The following is a 20,816-nucleotide window of genomic DNA, read 5'->3' as shown; positions in this document are numbered from 1 at the left end:
GTCGTGCTGCGGGCCCACCGACACCGGGCGGCCCGTGGCCGAGGCATGGGTGGCGGGCGGCGGTGTCGCCTCGGCCGGGACGGACAGGGGCGATGCGGCCGGCGCGGCGGAGAGCAGTAGGACGGCAGAACGCCACCTGGATGTTCCTTTCTGGTGTGCGCCCAAAGCGAGGGTCGGGTTCCCACCGTAGGTATGTGACGGGGTGTCACGTGTCTCGCCGGCGCACGGGTTCATGTCCCAGAGTGAAGACAGGCCGTCGCTCGGACTCCGGACCGCACGAAGAAGCCCCCGGGGCGTTCCCCGGGGGCTTCTTCGTGGCGTCCGTCTGCGACGGCCGTCGCCTCACCTGGAGGTGTAGAGGGCCTCGATCTCGTCGGCGAAGTCCCGGAGCACCACATTGCGCTTCAGCTTCAGGGACGGCGTCAGATGACCGGAGTCCATGGTGAACTGGTGGTCCAGGATGCGGAACTTGCGCACGGACTCGGCCTTGGACACGGCGGCGTTGCCGTCGTCCACCGCGCTCTGGATCTCGGCGAGGAGCTCGGGGTCGTCGCGGAGTTCCGCCAGGGACGCCCCCTCGGGCTTGCCGTTCTGCTCGGCCCAGCGCGGCAGGAACTCCTCGTCGATGGTCACCAGGGCGGCGACGAAGGGCTTGCCGTCGCCGACCACCATGCACTCGGCGATCAGCGCATGGGCCCGGATGCGGTCCTCGATCACGGCCGGAGCGACGTTCTTGCCGCCCGCGGTGACGATGATCTCCTTCTTCCGGCCGGTGATGCGGAGATAGCCCTCGTCGTCCAGGGAACCCAGGTCGCCGGTGTGGAACCAGCCGTCGACGAGGGACGCGGCGGTCGCCTCCTCGTTGTTCCAGTACCCGCCGAAGAGATGCTCGCCCTGCAACAGCACCTCGCCGTCCTCGGCGATGCGCACCGTGCTGCACGGCAGCGGCAGGCCCACCGTGCCGATCTTCTGCCGGTCCCAGGGGTTGAGCGTGGTGGCCGCGCAGGATTCCGCCAGGCCGTAGCCTTCGAGCACGGTGAAGCCGAGTCCGCGGTAGAAGTGGCCGAGGCGTTCACCCAGCGGGGCGCCGCCGGAGATGGCGTGCCGGGCGCGTCCGCCGAGGACCGCGCGCAGTTTGCCGTAGACCAGCCGGTCGAAGAGCTTGTGGCGCAGGCGCAGCGGGAAACCCGGCCCGGAGGAGGTCTCCAGCGCCCTGCTGTACTCGATGGCCGTGTCCACGGCCTGGTCGAAGATCTTGCCCTTGCCGGTCGAACGGGCCTGGGCCCGGGCCGAGTTGTACACCTTCTCGAAGACGCGCGGCACGCCCAGCAGGAAGGTGGGTCGGAAGGAGGCGAGTTCCGCGGTGATGTCCTTGATGTCGCTGACGTGCCCGAGTTTCACCGGCGCCATCATGGCCCCGATCTCGACGACCCGGCCGAGTACGTGTGCGAGCGGCAGGAAGAGCAGTACGGAGGAGTCCTCCGCGAAGATCGGCTTCATCCGGGCGATGGTGTTCCCGCACTCCGCGAGGAAGTTGCGGTGGGTCAGCACGCACCCTTTGGGCCGACCGGTGGTGCCGGAGGTGTAGACGATGGTGGCGAGCGAGTCCGCGCCGGCCGACGCGATCCGCTCGTCGACCTGGTCTTCCGTCACATCGGTGCCGAGCGCGACGAGTTCGTCGACGCCGCCCGCCTCGATCTGCCACACGTTCTTCATCAGGGGGACCCGCTCGCGCACCTGCTCCACGATCCCCTGGTGCACCTCGGTCTCCACCACGCAGGCCACCGAGCCGGAGTCACCGATGACCCACTCCACCTGCTCGGCGGAGGAGGTCTCGTAGACGGGCACGGAGACGCCGCCGGCGGCCCAGATGGCGTAGTCCAGCAACGTCCACTCGTAGCGGGTGCGGGACATGAGCGCCACCCGGTCCCCGGGCTGGACACCGGAGGCGATGAGCCCCTTGGCGACGGCGCGCACCTCGGTGAGGAAGGCGGCCGCGGTGACGTCCCGCCACTGTCCGGACACCTTGCGGGCGAGTACGGCCCGGTCGGGGAACTCGGCCGCGTTGCGGACGACGACCTGGGTCAGATTACCGTCCGGGGGAACGTCGTATAAGGCCGGAACGCTGAACTCGCGCAAGGCTGTTGCTCCTTGTCGGCGTCGACATCGGTGTCGGCTGCGGCATCGGCTGGGCCGTGTCAAGGGCTTGTATGCGACGGCCCGCACGGAACCAGCCGTAAGCGGACCCTACCAGCCGGTAAGTGAGGCGGTACAGATGTCGGACGTGCACACTTCGTGAAGGCCCTTCCGGAGTCTTCATGTTCACATGGCCGGGGGGTTGATCAGGAAGGCCCGATTCCTCTGTCATGGAGGGCATGCCCGATCCTAGTCTGTTCGCATGGTTCCTCTACCGATCGGTAATGACGAACTAGCCTGGTCCTTTCGGCCAGTTGAGGAGGGAGCGTGCGTGTGCCGAGGGGACGGACGGGGGACCGCGCCACGGCCCCCGGCTGCCGGGAACCACCCGGTGCCGCCGCGCCTCAGCGCCTCGACCGGCCCAGGCTCCGGCTCGGGTCGATGTCGGACGGGAGTACTCGCTGTGATCGCGGCTGCATCGTGACGGTTCCGAGAAGGCTTCGGCTCGATCTCGGCGTGGGAGCGGTTCCTTGCGATGGCCGCACGCGCGCCGCGTACGACACCGACCTGCCCTGCGTGAAGATGAGTCCCGTGCTCCGTACCACAGCCGACGACCTTCGACAGGACCGCCCGATCCACGCAGGTGTCGGCAGAACGAAGAACGTTTCAACCGAGAGGTACCACGCAATGTACAGCCAAACAAGAACTGTAGCTTCGGCGAACCGCCACCGCCATCCTCTGGCCGTTCTGCGCTCCAGGGCCGGTTTCACTCACGGCGAGTACGCGCGCCTCATCGCCCGGACGCACGCGGAGCTCGGATTCGGCCAGATGGCCGCACGGCGCGAGAAGGTCTCCCGCTGGGAGTCCGGCCGTGCCGTGCCGGAGCGCACCGCTCAGCTCGCCATAGCGCACATCCACGCGGTCCCCCACGAGGAGGTGTTGAGAATGGACTGGCCGGACTGGCTGCACCTGGCCAACGGGGACGCACGACAGCTGGAATTACCGTGGACGACATCGGCCGTCCCCGAAGCGATACTCGATGCGATCGCCGGGCGCGAGGAGACCCAGCAGGAGTACCTCCTGGCGACCGGCTGGGCCGCCAGGTCACTGATGGAGAACTGGCTGGACGCCATGGCCGAGGAGATGGCCACGACTCCTGCGGATTCCACCCTCCTGGCCGCAGCTCGGGTGCGGGGGCCCGGCCTGGTGGGCGAGAGGGAATCCGTGCTGGAGGCCTGCACCCGGCTGCGCACGCTCCACCGGTTCGCGTCCAGCTTCTCGGCCGGCTGGCTGGTGGCCGCCAGCGAACTCGAACTGCGACATCTCGCGGACCACTTCCTGGCCGCACCGGAGGCCCTGCACAAGGGCCGGGACCTGCTGGTCCTCGCGGCCGAGGGACTGGCGGTGTGCGGATTCATCGCCCGGCTGCAGGGGCAGCACGTCGGTGCGCAGCGGTACTACGTCGCGGCGCTGCGGTGTGCGACCGCCGCCAAGGATCCGGAGACGGCTGCGGCGATCGTCACCCTGCATGTCGGCCAGTACCTGGATCTGCAGCTGCATGAGGAGGCCGCCGAACTGCTGGAGGCCGTCAAGAAGTTGCTGCGCCGCAACCAGATGCATGTGAAGGACCCGACCCTGCTGGCGCTCCTGCACACGCAGTCCGCCCGTGTCCACGCACAGCGCGGGGACGATCTGAGTCGCCGGAGGGCGCTGACCGTGGGGCGCCATGCGCTGACCACGGCGGCCTCGTCGGGCGGGATCCGGATCCTGCCGTTGCGGTCCGAGGACTGGCTCAGCTGCATGGACGCGGTGTCCCTGCTCGACCTCGGCCAGCCCGACCGTGCCATCAAGCACTTCGAGCCGGTCCTGTCCGAGCACCATCCGAAACTGGAACTCCCCCCGTGTGTGCACGCCATGTACCTGTTGCGTGCCGCCGAGACGCAGGTCGCGCTGGGCGACGCCACCGGTGGCGCGGAGTCCGCGAGCAGGGCGGCGACCCTGCTCGGGGGTGTGCGGGCGGCGGCGTCCGAGCGGGTGCGGGTCGCCCTGCGGGCTTACGCGCATCTACCGGAGGTCACCAGGTTCCTCGACTCCGCCTGAACGCTCGCTGTCCGGCCTGCGCGTCACCGTCCCGCGGCGGTGAGTGAGCCGAGTACGACCACCGGCCGCCGGTCCCGGCGCGAGCGGCGGAGCCACAGGGTGTGAGTACGAGGAGAGGAACAGGCGGCAACAGGACAGACAGCACCACCGACCACGAGGAGACCGAGGGCGAGAGCCCGGCTCCCGCGGTGACACGGAACTCGGCCGCCCGGCACGGACCGGGCGGCCGAGTGCTTTTCAAGAGGAGCCGGCAAGGCCGTAGCGCTCCGTAGCAACCCTCCCCGTCTCGCGTCAATGCCGGAGCAATGTGCCTCCGGTGTGTCCCGTGGAGTCTCCCGGCCGCGAGGCACAACCGAAGCACACGGGTGGCTGTGGAAAATTCAGGGGCGTTGCGATGAGATTTCGGTGCCCGTCCCGCCAAGTCACACGGACCCCACATACCTCGTGCGCCAAGACGCGAGATTCACCGTGCGGTGGGTGCCGGGTAGCGTTCTGGACTTTTCGCGACCATCACGACCATCAGGCTGGAGATTTACTCATGAGCCGTTCTGTCCTGGTTACCGGCGGGAATCGCGGAATCGGTCTGGCCGTGGCGCGGCGGCTCAGCGCCGGCGGTGACCGGGTGGCGGTGACCAGCCGCTCGGGCCAGGCCCCCGAGGGGCTGTTCGCGGTGCCCTGCGATGTGCTGGACCCCGCCGCCGTGGACGAGGCGTTCGAGAAGGTCGAGGCGGCCCACGGTCCGGTCGAGGTCCTGGTGGCGAACGCGGGAATCACGCGGGACGGCCTGCTGATGCGGATGACCGAGGAGGACTTCACCTCGGTCATCGACACCAATCTGACCGGCACCTACCGGGTGCTCAAGCGGGCGGTGCGGCGGCTGGTGCGGGTCAAGGGGGGACGGGTCGTCATCGTCTCCTCGACCGCCGCGCTCAGCGGAGTCGCCGGGCAGGTCAACTACGCGGCCTCGAAGGCGGGTCTGATCGGCATGGCCCGCTCGCTGGCCCGTGAACTCGCCCCGCGCGGCGTCACGGTGAACGTGGTCGCGCCCGGGCTCACCGACACCGACATGAGTGCCGCGCTCAACGACGAACAGCGCAAGAAGATCGTGGGCCAGGTCCCGCTCGGCCGCATGGCGGACCCGGACGAGGTGGCCGCCGCGGTCCAGTTCCTGGCCTCGCCCGAGGCCGCCTATGTCACGGGCGCGGTAATCCCCGTGGACGGCGGCATGGGAATGGGGCACTGATGTGTTCCCTGGCCCCGATGCGTCCGGGATCCATTACGGAGACCGCGGCCAAGTTCCGGTGACCGGAAGACTTTGTTCCCCCAAAGAGCCAACAAAGAATTCGGCACGCCCGGCCGAAAACAGACGAGGCCATTTCTTGGGGCCGTTCGACATGACTCACGGGCGAATCGCACCGACGCTGGGAGGCTACAGGTGTACCCGCAAACTGGATCCGGCCAATCCGGCAGGAGGGTCGCCGTCACGGGAATGGCGGTCACCACGGGTTACGGACATGGTGTCGACGTGCTGCGCGACGGGATCTACTCCGGAGTCCCCGCCTTCGTCCCCGTGACCCGGTTCGACACGAGCAGGTACCGGGTCGGCGTCGCCGCCCAGGGCGCGGCCGAGCTGGACCTCGACACGGAGCTGAAGACGCTGACCGAGGAGGCCTGCAAGCAGGCCGGCCTCGGCGGGCCGGAGCGGACGGACACGCTCCTGGTGGCGGCCCGGCACGCGGATCCCGCCGTCTCCCGCCTGCCCCGGGAGGAACAGGAGTCCAGGCCCATCAGCGAGACCGCGCAGTGGCTGGCACGTGAGTGCGGCTTCGGCGCCGCCGGACGCACCTACATCAACGCCTGTGTCGCCGCCAGCGCGGCCATCGCGGAGGCGGGCGCCCTGATCTCCTCCGGCCGCCAGGACCGGGTGGTCGTGGTCGCCGGTCATCTGGTGGACGCCGAGTCCTTCACCACCTTCAACGCCGGCAAGGCGCTGGCCGCCGACGGCCGGCTGAGGCCCTTCAGCTCCGGCCGCAAGGGGCTGCTGCTGGGCGACGGCGCCGGCGCGGTCGTCCTGGAGGCGGCTGACAGCCGCGCGGAGATGAGCCCGCTGGCCTACCTCGACGGCTGGGGCATGGCCGGCGACGCACACCATGTCTGCCAGCCGCACCCCGAGGGCCTCGGCATGGCCCGGTCGATCGAACTCGCCCTCGCCCGCGCCGGGTTGGAGCCGTCGGACCTGGACTACGTCAATGCCCACGGCACCGGTACGCCGTACAACGACTCCGCCGAGACCGCGGGACTGCACCGCGCCTTCGGCGAACACGCGGAGCGGATCCCCGTCAGCTCGACCAAGTCGATGCACGGGCACGCCCTCCAGGCGGCGGGCATGGTCGAGTTCGTCATCAGCGTCCTCGCCCTGCGGTCCGGGCGCCTGCCGATCAACTCCGGTTATCTCGGGCCCGATCCCGACTGCCGGCTCGACCTCGTGCTCGACTCCCCGAGGGAACGTGAGACACAGCATGTCATCAGCCTCAACTCCGCCTTCGGCGGCGCCAACACCGCGCTGGTGGTGAGCGCGGCATGACGACCACGGCAGCCAAGCCCATCACCCTGCACCACGTCGTCTGGCCCACCGAAGGGGACCACGACCAGCCGCCGAACCTCCCGGGGTTCACCGCCTCGCCGTTCGGCCCGATCATCGCCCATGTCGCGGACCGCTGTCTGAGCGGTCACTGGGGCGAGCCGCCCGCGCCGTCCGAACGGGCCGGCCGTACCGGGATGGTCATGGTCTCACGCCTCGGCGACATGGCCACCGAGGCCGCCGTCACCGGATCGGTGGACGCCGGTACGAAGGCGTCTCCGCTGCTCTTCTATCAGTCGGTGCCCAGCGCCGTCCTCGGTGTCGTCTCGGCGCGCTGGGGGCTCGGGGGGCCGGTCATCTGCATCAGCCCGGCCGGGGACCCGCTCGCCGAGGGCCTCGAACTCGCGGAGCTGCTCATCGAGGACGGCAGCGCGTCGGACGTCCTGGTGGTGCTGGTCGAACTGGCCACGCGGGACGACGAGTCGGACCGGGCGGAGGCGCTGCTCGTGGGCGCTCCCGCCGCGCACCGGGAGGAGGACACGGCATGACGGACACCGGTCTGGAGTTCCCGCTGTCCACCGAGATCGCCCTGCTGCGGCAGTCCTGGTGGCTGCATGACGCCCGCTGGTACCAGGCGGTGAAGAGCCGGTTCGGTCAGGACGTCGCCAACGAACTCAACGCCGAGGTGATGAGGTTCGTCGCCCGGCGGGTCGCCACCCTCTACAGCCGCCGCCATCCCGTGCCCGCGGAGCCCACGCCGAAGGAGGTGGCCGAGGCCCTCGAAGCGCTGGCCCGGCTGATGTTCTCCTCGATGGTGCGACTCGACTCCGCCGACTTCGACGACGACGGCACCTGGGATTCCGTCGTCAGCGAGCACTTCGCGCTGAAGATGCTCGCGGCCAGCCGGTCGCTCGAGGGCTACCAGTGCCCGTGCCTGGATCTGCGTGCCGGCTGGTTCGAGGGCCTGAAGGTCAAGGCCGACGACGAGGTCGTCGCCTGCATGCGCGACGGGGCGGCGGCCTGCCGCTTCCGGGCCTGTCTGAAGTAGCCGCCGGCCCTCGCGGAAGGACGCACCCCGCCCAGGGCCGCGGAGCCCGGACGACGGACAGGTTCGACAGCCACAGCGAAGGAGCGAGGTGCAGTCGATGCGACTGGTCGTGGCCATCACCGGTGCCACCGGAGTGATCCTGGGCGTCCGGCTGCTCGAGGAGCTGCGGCTCCACGAGCGGGTGGAGACACACCTGGTGATGAGCCGATGGGCGCGCGCGACCCTGAAGGCCGAGGGCGACCTCACGGCACGTCAGGTGGTCGCGCTCGCCGATGTGTCGTACGCCCCCGACGACCAGGGCGCCGCGATCGCGTCGGGCTCGTTCCCCGTGGACGGCATGATCGTCATGCCGTGCAGCATGAAGACCCTGGCCGCCATCAGGACCGGGTACGCCGACGGCCTCGTCGCCCGGGCCGCCGACGTGACGCTCAAGGAACGGCGCAAGCTCGTCCTCGTCCCCCGCGAGACCCCGCTGGGCGACAACCACCTCGACCATCTGCTGACGCTGTCCCGGAGGGGCGCGGTGGTCCTGCCGCCGATGCTGACCTTCTACAACCACCCGTCCACCGTCGACGACATGGTCGACCACATCGTCGCCCGGGTCCTCGACCAGTTCGGCGTCGCCTCGCACCGCGCCCGTCGGTGGCAGGGGCTCCCGGAGGCCGGCTTCCCCGCGGCCGGTCCCGACCGTCAGCCCGTCATCGCGAACTCCCCCGGAGGGCCGACCCCATGAGCCACATCGTCGACCTGCGTGCGTACACCGACGCACTCGCCGCCCTCGGCGATCTGAAGACCATCAGCCGGCCGGTGAGCGCGGACCTCGAAGCGGCGGCCCACACCCGGCGATCCTACGAACTGCGCGCCCCCGCACCCCTGTTCACAAACGTCGCGGAGGACCGGATCGGGATGCGGCTGTTCGGCGCGCCCGCGGGGGTGAGCGCCCGGCCTGACATGCCGCTGGCCCGGCTCGCGCTCTCGGTGGGCCTGCCGCCCGAGACCGACGCGGTCGCACTGGTGGAGCATCTGGTGCGCACCCGTGACGCCGCGCCCGTACCGCCGCGCACCGTGCCCCGCGAGGACGCTCCGTGCAAGCAGAACGTGCTGCTCGGGGACGAGGCGACGCTGGACCACTTCGCCGTGCCCCGCATCCACGAGGGAGACGGCGGGGACTATCTGAACACCTGGGGCGTCATCATCGCGAAGACGCCCGACGGAGCGTGGACCAACTGGTCCATCTCGCGGATCATGAAGCTCGACGGCAAGCGCATGACCGGCCTGGTGGTGCCGCCTCAGCACCTCGGCCTGGTCTGGCAGGCCTGGGCGGAGCGGGGCGAACCGATGCCGTACGCCCTGGTGCAGGGCGGCGCTCCGGCCATCCCGTTCGTGGGCGGCATCCCGCTGCCCAGGGGCGTGGACGAGGCCGGCTACATCGGCGCGCTGCACGGCGAGCCGATCGACGTCGTCCGCTGCGAGACCATCGACCTGGAGGTTCCCGCGCACGCCGAGGTGGTGATCGAGGGTCATCTCTCGGTGGGACGGGACAGCCTGGAGGGTCCGTTCGGCGAGTACGCCGGATACGCCTCGACCCAGACCTCGCTGCAGCCGGTGTACTCGGTGGAGGCGATCACCTACCGCGATCGGCCGATCTGGCCGGTCGTCGCCGAGGGCCGCCCGGCGGACGAGTACCACACCGTGACCGGCACCGGGCGGGCCGCCAACGTGCTGCACGCCCTGCGCCGCGCGGGCCTGCCGGTCACCACCGTGTGGATGCCGTTCCTCGCGGCCATGCACTGGACCGTGGTCACCGTGCCCGAGGACTGGCGCACCACCCTCCCGGGCGTCGACTCCACGGAGTTCGTACGGCGCATCGGCGAGGTGATGCACAACAGCGGCGGGCCCAGCGCGATGATGCCCGTCACCTTCGTGCTCGACGACGACATCGACCCCGCGAACGAGGCCGACCTGCTGTGGGCGCTCGCGACCCGGCTGCACCCGAAGGACCGGCGCGCGGCCTGGGACGGCGTGGTCCTGCCGTTCATGGCCTGCTACTCGGAGGAGGAGCGCAAGGCGATGCGCGGGCCGAGCGTCGTCCACGACGGTCTGCTCCCCGCCTGGGGCGAGGGCCGGCTGCACCACAGCTCCTTCGCCCAGGCCTACCCGGCCGACGTCCGCCGCAAGGTCATCGACCACTGGGACGGCTGACCACGCCGGCCGGCCGAGGGCACGCCCGCCGGCCACCGCACCCCCGGCGACGACCGGGCCCATCGGTCGACCGCCGCGGTCCGCTCGACCCCCTGTCCGACCTCCCACCGATGGAGCGACATGGCGCTCAACCCGAAGTGCGTCGGGACGACGTACCCGCCCGCACAGCCCTACCCCGTGGAACCGCAGGTGATCCGGCGCTTCGCCGAGGCGGTGGGCGACCCCGCTCCCGTGTACACGGACCCGGCGGCGGCACAGAGCCTCGGGCACCCGGACGTCCTCGCGCCGCCCACCTTCCCGTTCATCGTGGTGGCCAAGGCGATGGAGGAGGTGTTCCGCTACGAGGACATCGGCTTCGACCCCACCTACCTCATCCACGGCAACCAGCGGTTCGACTACACCCGGCCGGTCCGGGCGGGCGACCGTCTGGTCACCACCCTGGAGATCACGGGGGCCCAGACGCTGCGCGGCCGGGACGTCCTCGGTCTGCGCGCCGACCTCGCGGACATCGACGGCTCACATGTCGTCACCACACACATGACCTTCGTTTCCCTGAGTGCCGTGGAGGGCGGTGAGCGCGATGACGACCGGCTTGACGATCAGCGCTGAGGACGTGGAGGTGGGGACCGAACTTCCCGCCAGGACGGTCACGGTCACCCGCACCGACCTCGTGCGGTACGCGGGCGCCTCCGAGGACTTCAACCCCGTCCACTGGAACCCGAGGGTGGCACGGGAGGCCGGCCTGCCCGATGTCATCGCCCACGGCATGCTCACCATGGCCGTGGCCGCCCGCACGGTCACCGAGTGGGTGGGGGACCCGGGCGCGATCCTGGAGTACCGCACCCGCTTCAGCAAGCCGGTCGTGGTGCCGGACGACGAACACGGCGCGACGGTCGAGGTCCGGGGCCGGATCGCGGCCAGGCTCGACGACTCCCGGGTCCGTGTCGACCTCGTGGTGACCAGCGGCGGCACCAAGGTGCTCAGCGAGGCACGAGCGGTCGTACGACTGTCTTCGTGACGGACCGCCGCCCCAGGGGACGCGTGCCGAGAGCGGCCGACGGTCCCTCATTCGACTGCCAAGCGAACGGAATACAGGACGGATGAGCAGTTCACCGGCTTTCCTCGTGGCGCCACGGTATGTCCTGGGCGAGATCGAGGAACCCCACACCGCCCTCACGGACCTCGCATCCCGCGCGGCGCACTACGGCATCCCCGTCGCCCCCCGTACCTGGGGCTGGGGAAGCTACTTCCGCACCGAACGCAGCACGGTCGAGCTGGCCGTCGCCAGTGGCAACGCCACCCTGGAGGCGTCCGGCGCGGCACGCGGGTCGGTCGACGGAGTGATCGTGTGCACCAGCTCCTTCCCCGGCTCCGTCGACGACCACGCCGGCTTCCTCGGCGCGGTGCTGGGCGGACTGGCACTGCCGTCGGTGTCGTTCGCCTTCGGTATGACGCTCAACCGGTGCAACAACCTGCTCGCGGCCCTGCACGTCGCCGCGTCGCTCGTCCGCGCCGGAAGCCAGCGCAGGATCCTGGTGGTGACCGCGGACCGGATCCGCGACGAGGCTGTACGGCTGGAGAAGTTCGCGCTGTTCAGCGACGGCGCGGCGAGCTGCCTGGTGTGCGCCGAGGAGGGACCGGACGGCTTCGCGGTCCTCGCGTCGGCCTCGGCCCAGGACGCCGCGGTGCTCGGGCTGCGCGACCAGATCGACTCCCGGCTCGCCGTCGCCGTCAACGCGGAGCTGGAACGCGCCACCGGAATCCCGCCGGAGAAGATCACCGCGTTGCTCCCCGCCAACCTGGTCCGGCCGCTGGTGACGATGAAGGAACGTCAGGCGGGCTTCAGTGCCGCGCAGATGCGCACCGGCAACATCGAGCGCCTCGGCCACTGCTTCGCCGCCGACCCCCTGATCAACCTCGTCGACCTCCTCGCCTCGGGCGAGCAGGAGCCCGACGGGCTGTATCTGCTGGCCTCCAGCGTTCCGGGCGCCCGGCACAGCGTCCTGCTCCGCAAGCTCGCCTGACGTCGAAAAGAGGTGTCCGATCATGGTTTGGGTCCGGACCAGGACCGCCCCGGCCGCCGGGCCGTCACGCCGCACACCGGCCGCACCGCGCGCCGCCCTGGAGGTGGCACGGTGACCACGACCGCATCCGGTCCGGCCCCCCTCCTCCGGCTGACCGGTGACCCCTTCGAACTCGGGCGGCAGCACGGCGCCGCCCGCGCCACGGCGCTGCGTGCCTTCCTCGACGACGGCCTCGCCCGGCTGAACCACCTTCTGGACACCCCTGTCTCCCTGTCCTCGCTGGGCCCGACCTTCACCGAGTTCGAGAAGGAGATCGAGGCCGCCGCACCCGAACTGGCCGAGGAGATACGGGGCCTGGCCGCCGGCGCGGGCATCACCCGCCAGGAGGCCCTGCTGCTCCAACTGCGCCGGGAGATCGCCGGCTACCGCAGCACCCGCCGGCGGCCGCACGGCGACTGCACCACCTACGCCCGGGTGGACGGCGCCGGCCCGCACACCGTGCTGGCGCAGACGGTCGACCTCAACGGCAACCTCGACGACCAGACCTGTGTCCTGTCCATCAGCAGGGCCGGGGCCCGGCGGGACGTGCTGATGCTGAGCTTCGGCGGTCTGCTCGGCTATCTCGGGATGAACAGCGACGGCCTGGCCGTCGGCATCAACCTCGTGCTGGGCGGGCCGTGGCGGCCGGGCCTGCCGCCCTACCTCGCAGTCCGTCACGTCCTGGACAGCGCCGGGTCGGTGGACGAGGCCCTGGAGGTGCTCTCGCGGCTGCGGCTGGCGAGCTCCCGGTCCCTGACACTCTGCGACTCCTCCGGCGCCGCCTGCGCGGAGTTCCTGGACGGGCGGATGCATGTGGTCCGCGCCCTGCAGACCGTCCACACGAACCACTTCCTCCACTCCGAGTTCATTCCCTTCGACGAGCTGAACGTCTTCGCCAAGAACTCCTCGCTGCGCCGACTGGACGCGTGCACCGTCCGGTTGAGCGCCCTGCCGGAGTCGGCGTCGCCGCGAGACCATCTCGCCCTGCTGTCGACGCCGCCGATCTTCGTGCCGGACAACGGCGACATCCGCCGTGAGCGCACCGTCGCGGTGGTGGCGATGCGCCCGGCCGTCGGCGACCTGCATCTGCTGGGCTCCCGGCCGTCGGCGCTGCCCCAGGTCTTCACGGCCGGGGAGATGAACGGGGCGGCGGGCACATGACGACCGGACGGCCCGCGTACGACGACATGGTGATCGGACGTCGCACGTACGACGGCACGGCGCCCGGACACCCCGCGTACGACGGCACGGCGCCCGGACACCCCGCGTACGACGGCACGGCGCCCGGACACCCCGCGTACGACGGCACGGCGACCGGACCCCGGCCGACGGAGCCGTGTGTCGAAGGGTGGCTCGTCGATCTGCGCGCGGCCGAACAAGCCTGGGACGACGAGGTCCGCCGCGGTGAGCTGTCGGCGGAGGAGGTACGGCGGGCGGAGCGGTTCCGCAGCCCCGCCGCCGCGGTCACCTATGTACGGGCCCGTTCCACCGTGCGCCGGGCGCTCGCCCGGACGCTCGGCGAGCACCCCGCGGCGGTGCGGATCGCGGCCGCGCCGGGCGGCCGGCCCGCACTGCCGGACCATCCGCACTGGCACGTCAGCTGGTCGAGGTCGGCGGAGGTGCTGCTGGTCGCGGTGCGCCGGGGCGCGCCGGTCGGCGTCGACGTCGAGGTGATGCGCCCCGTCCCGTCGCCCGCCAAGGTGCTGCGCACGGTCTACCCGCACACGCCCGTACTGGCGGACCTGGGCGAACCCGAGGCCTTCTTCTCGGCCTGGACGCTGCTGGAGGCGGCGGTCAAGGCGACCGGACGCGGACTCGCGCGCGGAGGACGGGACGTACGGCTGTACCGGCCGCCCGGAGCGCGCCGCTGTGCGCTCGCCGGGATCCGCGACGCAGGCACCGCGCCGTGGTGCGGCCGCACCGATCGGTTCGAGCTGCCGTCAGCCGGTCGTAGCGCCCCTTCGGCGCGGGTGATGACGGCCGTGGTGACCCGGGGCCGCACCGCCCCGGACGTCCGCCTGAACACCTGGCGGCTGCCGGAGACGGAGCCGCCGCCGGACACGGCACCGGGAGCGGCCGTCCCGTGTGACGAGCATGCGCCGACCGCCCCGTACGAACCGAACACCACAGGCCCGGAAGGGAACTTCACCGATTCCGCACGCAACGACAAGAACAGCAGGAGGTGACATGTCCGCCGACGAAGAGACCCCGGCGCCCGGAACCGACTCCGGACTGCTGTCGCCCGTCTGGGCCGGTACGCCGGTCGAAGCGGTCACCTCGGACGAGGCCTGGCTGGCGGCGATGGTCGAGTTCGAGGCCGCGCTCGCCACCGCCCAGGCGAGCCTCGGCGCGGTGCCGCAGGGCACGGCGGAGGCCATCCGCACGGCCGGGGCGAGCGGACGGCTCGGTCTGGTGGAGCTGGCCCGCCGGGGGCGTGAGGCCGCCAACCCGGTCGTGTACTTCGTCAAGAGGCTCACCGAACTGGTCGCGGAGGTCTCCCCGGAGGCCGCCGGGCACGTCCACGCCGGATCCACCAGCCAGGACGTCCTGGACTCGGCGGCCATGCTGGTCGCCACCCGGGCGCTCACCCTGCTCCGTGACGACCTCGGCCGGATCCGTGCGGCCCTCGCCGCCCTGAGCCGCGAGCACCGCACCGCACCGGCCGCCGCGCGCACGCTCACCCAGCACGCGGTGCCGACCACGTTCGGTCTCAGGGCCGCCACCTGGCTCACCCTGATCGCCGACGCCCACGACCGGGTCGGCGCGCTGCTCGACACGCGTCTGCCCGTGTCGCTCGGCGGCGCGGCCGGCACGCTGTCGGCGTACCACGACCATCTGCGAGCCGCGGGTGTGCCGGGGGTCCACCCCGAACTGCGGCTCGTGGGGCTGGTCGCGGAGGAACTGGGGCTGGCGGAGGGCGCGCTGCCCTGGCACGCGGCCCGCACCCCGATCGCCGATCTGGCGGGTGTACTGGCCTTCGTGGGCGGAGCGCTCGGCAAGTTCGCCGCGGACGTCCTGGTGCTGTCCCGCACGGAGATCGCCGAGGTGGCGGAGCCCGCCGCGGCGGGCCGCGGTCAGTCCTCCGCGATGCCGCAGAAGCGCAATCCGGTGCTGAGCACGCTGGTCGCGGCGGCGGCGCGGCAACTGCCGGTGTACGCGTTGGTCCTGCAGCAGGCGCTGGTCACCGAGGACGAGCGTGCCGCGGGGGCGTGGCACGCGGAGTGGCAGCCGCTGCGCGAGTGCCTGCGGCTGGCGGGCGGCGCGGCCCACACGGCGGCCGAACTCGCCGAGGGCCTGGTCGTGTCGGCGGAGCGGGTCCGCGCCAATCTGGTGCTGACCGGGACCGGACTGGTCGCCGAGCGGTTGTCCGTCGCGCTCTCCACGGACCTGGGACGGCGGCTGGCCAAGGAGACCGTCACCCGAGCGGTGCGCTCCACGGAGACCGGTGTCCCGCTGGCCGAGGCGCTCCGGCTGGCGCTGAAGGAAGCCGGACACGCGGACGGTCTGTCCACCCCGCTGGAGCAGTTGCTCGCCCCGGAGGACTACCTGGGGGCGGCCGTCCCCCTCACCGACCGCGCCGTGCACCGGGCCACGACCGCCGACACCCCGTCGACCGCCGGCGACCCGTCCCCGGCCGCCACCGACAACCCGCACCCGTACACCCGTCCCACCGATCCCACCCCCTCGTCGCACGACCGGGAAGACTAGGAGACAGCCAGATGATGATCAGTGAGGAACTCCGCCAGAAGATTCTCGCGGACAGGGCTCTGGGTGCGGGCAACGTGCTGCACCGGCTGCCCGGGTACGGCCGGTCCCTCGACGAGCAGGTGCTGTGGACGGACGGCTCGTGGCGCTCGCCCTCCGGCGACCACCCGGAGGTGCTGACCCTCGGCGAGCTGCAGGAGATCGTGGCCACCTACGCCGGCTTCTACCACCAGGCGGGCGTGCGGGCGAAGGACGCGGTCGCCGTCGTGTCCACCTCCATCACCGACTTCGCCCTCAACCTGATGGCACTCACCAGCCTCGGCGCGATCGCGTCGCTGGTGAACGCGAACATGCCGCTCGAGGTGCGCCGTGAGTACATCCGCCGCCAGCAGGTGGTCGGCGTGATGACCCGGGAGCCCTGGCACAAGGAGCTGCTGCGGCACCTGGACGACGACCCCGCGCCGGGCTTCGTGGCGCTGCAGTCCGAGATCACCCCCGAGCACCGGGCGCAGCGGCCGGAGAACTACCCGTTCCGCCACACCCCGACGGACCCGATCCTGATCTCCCACTCCTCGGGCACCACCGGCATCCCCAAGTCCGCCTTCCACACCCACGAGACGCTGTTCCACGGCGCGCTCAGCAGGCTGGAGGACGGCCAGGACTGCAGCACCCGCAAGCGGCTGCTAGCGCTGCCCGGCCACCATGTGTCGGCGATGTCCAACACCCTGCTCGGCCTGACGCTCGGCGCTCCGCTGGTGCACCAGACCGACCCCAGTGGCACCGCCGTCCTGGACGCCGTCGAGAAGCACCGCCCCACCATCGTCTTCGGCTTCACCCACACCTTCGCGGAGATGGCGGCCGAGGACCTGGCGGGCCGTGACCTGACGAGCGTCGAGGCGTACTACGTCTCCGGGGACGCCGCGCACCTGGTGCACATCAAGCGTCTGCTGGAGAAGGGCTCGCACACCGTGACGGGCCGCGACCTGAAGCCGCACACGGCGCCGGGCGCGATCTTCATCGACATGTTCGGCTCCACCGAGATGGGCTATGTGCTCTTCGACTTCGCCCACCGCGCCGGCGGGCAGAACATCGGTCGCTGCATCGGACGCCCGATGCGCTTCGCGCAGGCCGCCGCGCTCTCCGAGGACGGCACGGTGCTGCCGCCCGGACAGGTCGGACGGCTCGGTGTGCGGTCCCGGTCGCTGACCCCGGGCTTCTGGAACGACAACGTCCGCTGGCACAAGCAGTGGCTCGGCGGCTACTTCCTCACCGGCGACCTCGTCTACCGCGACGGCGCGAACAACTTCTACCACCTGGACCGCACCAGCGACGCGATCCGCACCGAGACGGGCGTCGTGTACAGCGCCTACACCGAGGAGATGCTGCTCGGGGAGTACCCCGAGATCCTCGACTGCACGGTGGTCGGCATGGCCGACGAGGGCGTGCGGTTCGGCTGGGAGGACGAGGGGGTGGCCGAGACCCATGTGTTCCTCAACCTGGTCGAGGGGGCGAAGGCGCCCGAGGACCCGACCGCCTGGGTGAACGCGGCGCTGGCCAAGTACGGGCTGCCCGAGATGGCGAGCGCGGTCGTCGTGGACGAGGACACGATCCCGGTCGGCATCACCGGCAAGGTGCTCAAGCGCATCGTGCGCGACAAGGCCAAGTCCATCGTCGGCGGGTGCTGACAGGCACCGCGCCCTGACCGGGGAGGCGGCGGGTCCGCTTCCCCGGTCATCGGAGCGAAGACCATGCGGTCACCGGAGGGAGACATCGCAATGAGCGTCGACTACGACGTGATCGTCATCGGCGCGGGCAACGCCGGGCTCGCCGCCGCGGCCACGCTGCAGCGCGGCGGCCGGCGGACGTTGCTGGTGGAGCGCCACAACGTGCCGGGCGGCGCGGCCACCTCGTTCGTCCGGGGCCGCTTCGAGTTCGAGGTGTCGCTGCACCAGCTGGGCGGCATGGGCGGCCCGGGCCCGCTGCGCGAGATTCTGGACGAGATGGATGTGACGCGCCGGCTGCGGCTCATCCAGGACGACGAGCTGTACCGGACGGTCGTGCCCGGCGTGCTCGACGTGACACTGCCCGCCGACTGGCAGGGCGCGGTGGAGGTGCTCGACAACCACTACCCCGGCAACCGCGCCGCGCTCACCCGCTTCCTGGGGATCGTGCGGGACGTCGGCCTGTGGCAGCTGACCGCCCGCGCCAATCTGCACCGGCTGAAGGAGCAGACGGAGTGGCTGTCCGGCCTCTCCGATGTACGGCGCTACGGTCTGCGGACCTTCCGCGAGGTGCTGGACGAGTTCTTCACGGACGAGCGTCTGAAGTTCGTGCTGTCGTCGTACTGGAGCTACAACGGGCAACTGCCGTCCCGCATGTCGTTCATGGACATGGCGCGGCTGCTCGCGCTGTTCATCGAGACCAAGCCGTACCAGATCGTCGGCGGCAGCCAGGCCCTGTCCTCCGCGATGCTGGAGTCCTTCCTGGAGGCGGGCGGCGAGGTCCGGTTCAACACGAGCGTCGACAAGATCGTCACCCGGGGCGGCCGGGCCGTAGGGGTCCGCCTGGACGACGGAGAGACCGTCTCCTGCCGGCTGGTGGTCTCCAACGCGCCGTCCAGCACCACCTACACCCGGCTGCTCGACCCGGCGGACGTCCCGGCCGGCGTCCTGCGGGACCTGGGCTCCCGGCGGATGGGGCCGTCGGCCACCGCGCTGTACCTGGGCCTCGACGCGCCCGCGGCGGAACTCGGCTTCTCCACGGCGACCAACTTCCTCACGGCCGACCTGGACGAGCGGACCGTGGCCCGGGGCATGCGGTCGCTGGAGCCGGCCCCCTTCCTGCTCGCCAGCTGCTACGACGTCCGGCCGACCGGTTTCGCGCCGCCCGGCGCCTCGCAGGTCAACCTGGTCACCATCCAGTACGCGGACCCGTGGGAGGCGGTCCCGGTGCGGGACTATCAGGAGGCGAAGTCCGCCTACGCGGCCTCCCTGCTCGACCTGCTGAAGGCCATCGCGCCCGGGGTGCGGGACGTGATCGAGGAGGCCGAGATCGCCACCCCGGTGACCTTCAAGCGCTATCTCAGCCAGCCCGGCGGCGCCATCTACGGCTTCGACCAGGACGCCATGGACAGCTGGCTGTTCCACGAGGACGACCTCAAGCCCAATGTCCCGGGCCTGGTCCTGGTCAGCAACTGGGTCACCGCCGGCGGCTACAACTCGACCATCGTGACGGCGGCCCGGCTGTCCCGGCGGCTGCTGGCCGTTCTGTGACGCACCATCGAGCGGAGTCAGACATGTCAACGTCCACCAATCCGTTGGCCCACCTGTTCGAGGGGGCGGACGAGGTCGTCGCGGAGATCGAGCGGCGCGGCGCGGCCGGTGCGGACCATCCGGCCGACGCCCGGGAGGAGATCACGCCGTACCACCCGAAGGTCCTGGACCTGACGGTGGCGGAGGTCGTCGAGGAGACCGTGACGACGAGGACCTTCCGGATGCGGCGCACCGACGGCCAGCCGCTGCCGCCCTTTCTCGCCGGTCAGTACATCAGCCTCCACGTACGGGTCGGCGACGTCCTGACCAGCCGTGCGCTGTCCATCTCCTCCAGCCCCTCGGTGCTCGACCACTACGATCTGACCGTGCGCCGGCTGCGGGGCGGACGGGTCAGCAACCATCTGATCGACACCGTGCGGCCGGGCGACCGGTTCACCAGCGGCGGGCCGATCGGCACCTTCTACCACGACCCGCTGTTCCACGGGGACGACGTCGTCTTCCTCGCCGGCGGCTCCGGGGTCGCACCGGCCATGAGCATGATCCGGGACATCGTCGACCACGGCCTGTCCCGCCGGATGACACTGGTCTACGGCTCCCGGCACGCGGACGACATCATCTTCCGCGACGAACTGGACGCCGTCGTGAGGGATCACCCGTACATCACGGTGCACCACGTCATCTCCGACCCCGGTCCCGACTGGACGGGTGAGGTCGGGCCCCTGGACGCCGAGCTGATCTCCCGGCTGGTCGGCCCGCTGGCCGGACGGATGACGTATCTGTGCGGGCCGCCCGGCAAGTACGCCTATCTCGTGAGGCAGTTGGAGGCGCTCGGGCATCCGCGCCGCCGGATCCGCCTGGAGGCCAACAGCGTGGCCCTGCCGCCGCCGGCCGACCCCCGCTGGCCGGCGGAACTCAGCCCGGAGGAGGAGGTCACCGTCACCGTGCGGGGCCGGGGAAGCATCAGTGTGCCGCGCGGCCGGCCGCTGCTCGACGCCCTGGAGGACAACGGCCTGCGCCCCGAGGCCTCGTGCCGCTCGGGGGAGTGCGCCCTGTGCCGCGTGCGGGTGTGCTCCGGCGAGGTGTTCCACGCCGAGGAGGCCCGACTGCGCGCGTCCGACCGCGAGTTCGGCTTCGCGCACTGCTGCGTCGCCTATCCGCTCACCGACCTGGAAATCGATTTCTAGCTCTCTGCCGGCCTTTTCGGACCGTCGCAACCTGTCCGAAAAAGTGCTCCGTTCCCCTTCATGTTCCCGCCGGAATGTGATGTGATGGAACAGCACGCCGACCGGTCGGTCCGGCTGGAGGAGATGAAGATTCTCCGTCTCCTCTCCCTGTGTTTCCGAAGCTCCTCCGGAGCTTCCCGGAGTTCATCTCCCTTTATGCCCGGCGGCATGCCGAGGCGTTTCCCGTGGTGTCCCCACACCCTCGACTGGAGGTTTGCAATATGTCCTCTGACCTGCGGAAAGTAATGATCGACACGCTCCGGGACATGCACTTCGACACGGAGTCGGTGACCGACGACACCCCGCTGGGTGACGGTGGTCTCGAATTGGAGTCGCTCTCGATAGCGGAACTCGTGATGCAGCTCGACAATCACGGCGTGGAATTCTCCGACGAGGAGATGGAAAAGCTGCCGACAATGACCTTCGGTGAATTCGCCGAAGAAGCCGCGCGGCGCGCCGTAGCTGAGTAAGAAAAGGCCCCCACCG

The 20,816-nt window shown here is 70.8% G+C and carries 18 protein-coding genes; 17 read left to right on the top strand and 1 reads right to left on the bottom strand.

Annotated elements, in window-relative coordinates; translation table 11 throughout:
- Nucleotides 1-342 precede the first annotated feature (342 nt).
- Entirely contained in the window at nt 343-2,139 is a 1,797-nt protein-coding gene (locus ACFY2Z_RS10940) for an AMP-dependent synthetase/ligase (RefSeq protein WP_390743855.1), read from the bottom strand.
- Between the two features lie 684 nt (nt 2,140-2,823).
- Here ACFY2Z_RS10940 and ACFY2Z_RS10935 point away from each other — a divergent pair.
- The 17 genes from ACFY2Z_RS10935 (at nt 2,824) to ACFY2Z_RS10855 (ending at nt 20,800) form a co-directional block, all read left to right on the top strand.
- Entirely contained in the window at nt 2,824-4,236 is a 1,413-nt protein-coding gene (locus ACFY2Z_RS10935; protein ID WP_390743854.1) for a transcriptional regulator, read from the top strand.
- A 538-nt stretch (nt 4,237-4,774) separates the two neighbouring features.
- Nucleotides 4,775-5,479, top strand: coding sequence for a 3-oxoacyl-ACP reductase FabG (gene fabG, locus ACFY2Z_RS10930; RefSeq protein WP_355916315.1), 705 nt, complete (start codon nt 4,775-4,777; stop codon nt 5,477-5,479).
- A 246-nt stretch (nt 5,480-5,725) separates the two neighbouring features.
- Entirely contained in the window at nt 5,726-6,820 is a 1,095-nt protein-coding gene (locus ACFY2Z_RS10925; protein WP_390743853.1) for a beta-ketoacyl-[acyl-carrier-protein] synthase family protein, read from the top strand.
- A complete protein-coding gene (locus ACFY2Z_RS10920; protein WP_390743852.1) occupies nt 6,817-7,365 on the top strand; it encodes a beta-ketoacyl synthase chain length factor in 549 nt (182 codons plus the stop codon). Before ACFY2Z_RS10925 ends, ACFY2Z_RS10920 begins: the two co-directional genes overlap by 4 nt.
- Nucleotides 7,362-7,865 (top strand): hypothetical protein, encoded by a 504-nt coding sequence (locus ACFY2Z_RS10915; RefSeq protein WP_390743851.1) that lies wholly within the window; start codon nt 7,362-7,364, stop codon nt 7,863-7,865. Before ACFY2Z_RS10920 ends, ACFY2Z_RS10915 begins: the two co-directional genes overlap by 4 nt.
- A gap of 97 nt (nt 7,866-7,962) precedes the next feature.
- Complete coding sequence (locus ACFY2Z_RS10910) at nt 7,963-8,598, top strand: UbiX family flavin prenyltransferase (RefSeq protein WP_390744074.1); 636 nt, start codon at nt 7,963-7,965, stop codon at nt 8,596-8,598.
- The gene (locus ACFY2Z_RS10905; RefSeq protein ID WP_390743850.1) at nt 8,595-10,067 is read left to right on the top strand and encodes a UbiD family decarboxylase; all 1,473 of its coding nucleotides are present in this window, start codon (nt 8,595-8,597) and stop codon (nt 10,065-10,067) included. The genes ACFY2Z_RS10910 and ACFY2Z_RS10905 overlap by 4 nt, the downstream gene beginning before the upstream one ends.
- 120 nt (nt 10,068-10,187) lie before the next feature.
- Nucleotides 10,188-10,676: a MaoC family dehydratase N-terminal domain-containing protein gene (locus tag ACFY2Z_RS10900; protein WP_390743849.1), complete on the top strand. Its 489-nt coding sequence runs from the start codon at nt 10,188-10,190 to the stop codon at nt 10,674-10,676.
- Nucleotides 10,648-11,085, top strand: a complete 438-nt coding sequence (locus ACFY2Z_RS10895) for a MaoC family dehydratase (RefSeq protein WP_390743848.1) — start codon at nt 10,648-10,650, stop codon at nt 11,083-11,085. Before ACFY2Z_RS10900 ends, ACFY2Z_RS10895 begins: the two co-directional genes overlap by 29 nt.
- An 82-nt stretch (nt 11,086-11,167) precedes the next feature.
- Nucleotides 11,168-12,091, top strand: coding sequence for a 3-oxoacyl-ACP synthase (locus ACFY2Z_RS10890; RefSeq protein ID WP_390743847.1), 924 nt, complete (start codon nt 11,168-11,170; stop codon nt 12,089-12,091).
- 111 nt (nt 12,092-12,202) lie between these two features.
- Nucleotides 12,203-13,291 (top strand): C45 family autoproteolytic acyltransferase/hydolase, encoded by a 1,089-nt coding sequence (locus ACFY2Z_RS10885; protein WP_390743846.1) that lies wholly within the window; start codon nt 12,203-12,205, stop codon nt 13,289-13,291.
- On the top strand, nt 13,288-14,316 hold the full coding sequence (locus ACFY2Z_RS10880; RefSeq protein WP_390743845.1) for a 4'-phosphopantetheinyl transferase family protein: 1,029 nt from the start codon (nt 13,288-13,290) through the stop codon (nt 14,314-14,316). Before ACFY2Z_RS10885 ends, ACFY2Z_RS10880 begins: the two co-directional genes overlap by 4 nt.
- 1 nt (nt 14,317) lies before the next feature.
- Entirely contained in the window at nt 14,318-15,838 is a 1,521-nt protein-coding gene (locus ACFY2Z_RS10875) for a lyase family protein (RefSeq protein WP_390743844.1), read from the top strand.
- Nucleotides 15,839-15,849: 11 nt separating this feature from the next.
- Entirely contained in the window at nt 15,850-17,520 is a 1,671-nt protein-coding gene (locus ACFY2Z_RS10870; protein WP_390743843.1) for a class I adenylate-forming enzyme family protein, read from the top strand.
- A 90-nt stretch (nt 17,521-17,610) separates the two neighbouring features.
- Entirely contained in the window at nt 17,611-19,107 is a 1,497-nt protein-coding gene (locus tag ACFY2Z_RS10865) for a phytoene desaturase family protein (protein WP_390743842.1), read from the top strand.
- A 23-nt stretch (nt 19,108-19,130) separates the two neighbouring features.
- Nucleotides 19,131-20,291, top strand: coding sequence for a 2Fe-2S iron-sulfur cluster-binding protein (locus ACFY2Z_RS10860; RefSeq protein ID WP_390743841.1), 1,161 nt, complete (start codon nt 19,131-19,133; stop codon nt 20,289-20,291).
- 260 nt (nt 20,292-20,551) lie between these two features.
- Entirely contained in the window at nt 20,552-20,800 is a 249-nt protein-coding gene (locus ACFY2Z_RS10855; protein ID WP_390743840.1) for a phosphopantetheine-binding protein, read from the top strand.
- Nucleotides 20,801-20,816 lie beyond the last annotated feature (16 nt).

Origin of the sequence: Streptomyces sp. NPDC001222, assembly GCF_042896945.1 — a bacterium.
In the GTDB taxonomy this organism is placed as follows: Bacteria; Actinomycetota; Actinomycetes; order Streptomycetales; family Streptomycetaceae; genus Streptomyces; species Streptomyces gibsoniae.
Note: the sequence above shows the minus strand (reverse complement) of the source record. Positions and strands in the feature narration are given on the sequence as shown.

What these genes read in the sequence shown, in the direction of transcription:
- ACFY2Z_RS10935 (WP_390743854.1), top strand. Translation starts at nt 2,824, where the DNA reads ATGTACAGCCAAACAAGAACTGTAGCTTCGGCGAACCGCCACCGCCAT.
- fabG (WP_355916315.1), top strand. Translation starts at nt 4,775, where the DNA reads ATGAGCCGTTCTGTCCTGGTTACCGGCGGGAATCGCGGAATCGGTCTG.
- ACFY2Z_RS10925 (WP_390743853.1), top strand. Translation starts at nt 5,726, where the DNA reads ATGGCGGTCACCACGGGTTACGGACATGGTGTCGACGTGCTGCGCGAC.
- ACFY2Z_RS10920 (WP_390743852.1), top strand. Translation starts at nt 6,817, where the DNA reads ATGACGACCACGGCAGCCAAGCCCATCACCCTGCACCACGTCGTCTGG.
- ACFY2Z_RS10915 (WP_390743851.1), top strand. Translation starts at nt 7,362, where the DNA reads ATGACGGACACCGGTCTGGAGTTCCCGCTGTCCACCGAGATCGCCCTG.
- ACFY2Z_RS10910 (WP_390744074.1), top strand. Translation starts at nt 7,963, where the DNA reads ATGCGACTGGTCGTGGCCATCACCGGTGCCACCGGAGTGATCCTGGGC.
- ACFY2Z_RS10905 (WP_390743850.1), top strand. Translation starts at nt 8,595, where the DNA reads ATGAGCCACATCGTCGACCTGCGTGCGTACACCGACGCACTCGCCGCC.
- ACFY2Z_RS10900 (WP_390743849.1), top strand. Translation starts at nt 10,188, where the DNA reads ATGGCGCTCAACCCGAAGTGCGTCGGGACGACGTACCCGCCCGCACAG.
- ACFY2Z_RS10895 (WP_390743848.1), top strand. Translation starts at nt 10,648, where the DNA reads ATGACGACCGGCTTGACGATCAGCGCTGAGGACGTGGAGGTGGGGACC.
- ACFY2Z_RS10890 (WP_390743847.1), top strand. Translation starts at nt 11,168, where the DNA reads ATGAGCAGTTCACCGGCTTTCCTCGTGGCGCCACGGTATGTCCTGGGC.
- ACFY2Z_RS10880 (WP_390743845.1), top strand. Translation starts at nt 13,288, where the DNA reads ATGACGACCGGACGGCCCGCGTACGACGACATGGTGATCGGACGTCGC.
- ACFY2Z_RS10875 (WP_390743844.1), top strand. Translation starts at nt 14,318, where the DNA reads ATGTCCGCCGACGAAGAGACCCCGGCGCCCGGAACCGACTCCGGACTG.
- ACFY2Z_RS10870 (WP_390743843.1), top strand. Translation starts at nt 15,850, where the DNA reads ATGATGATCAGTGAGGAACTCCGCCAGAAGATTCTCGCGGACAGGGCT.
- ACFY2Z_RS10865 (WP_390743842.1), top strand. Translation starts at nt 17,611, where the DNA reads ATGAGCGTCGACTACGACGTGATCGTCATCGGCGCGGGCAACGCCGGG.
- ACFY2Z_RS10860 (WP_390743841.1), top strand. Translation starts at nt 19,131, where the DNA reads ATGTCAACGTCCACCAATCCGTTGGCCCACCTGTTCGAGGGGGCGGAC.
- ACFY2Z_RS10855 (WP_390743840.1), top strand. Translation starts at nt 20,552, where the DNA reads ATGTCCTCTGACCTGCGGAAAGTAATGATCGACACGCTCCGGGACATG.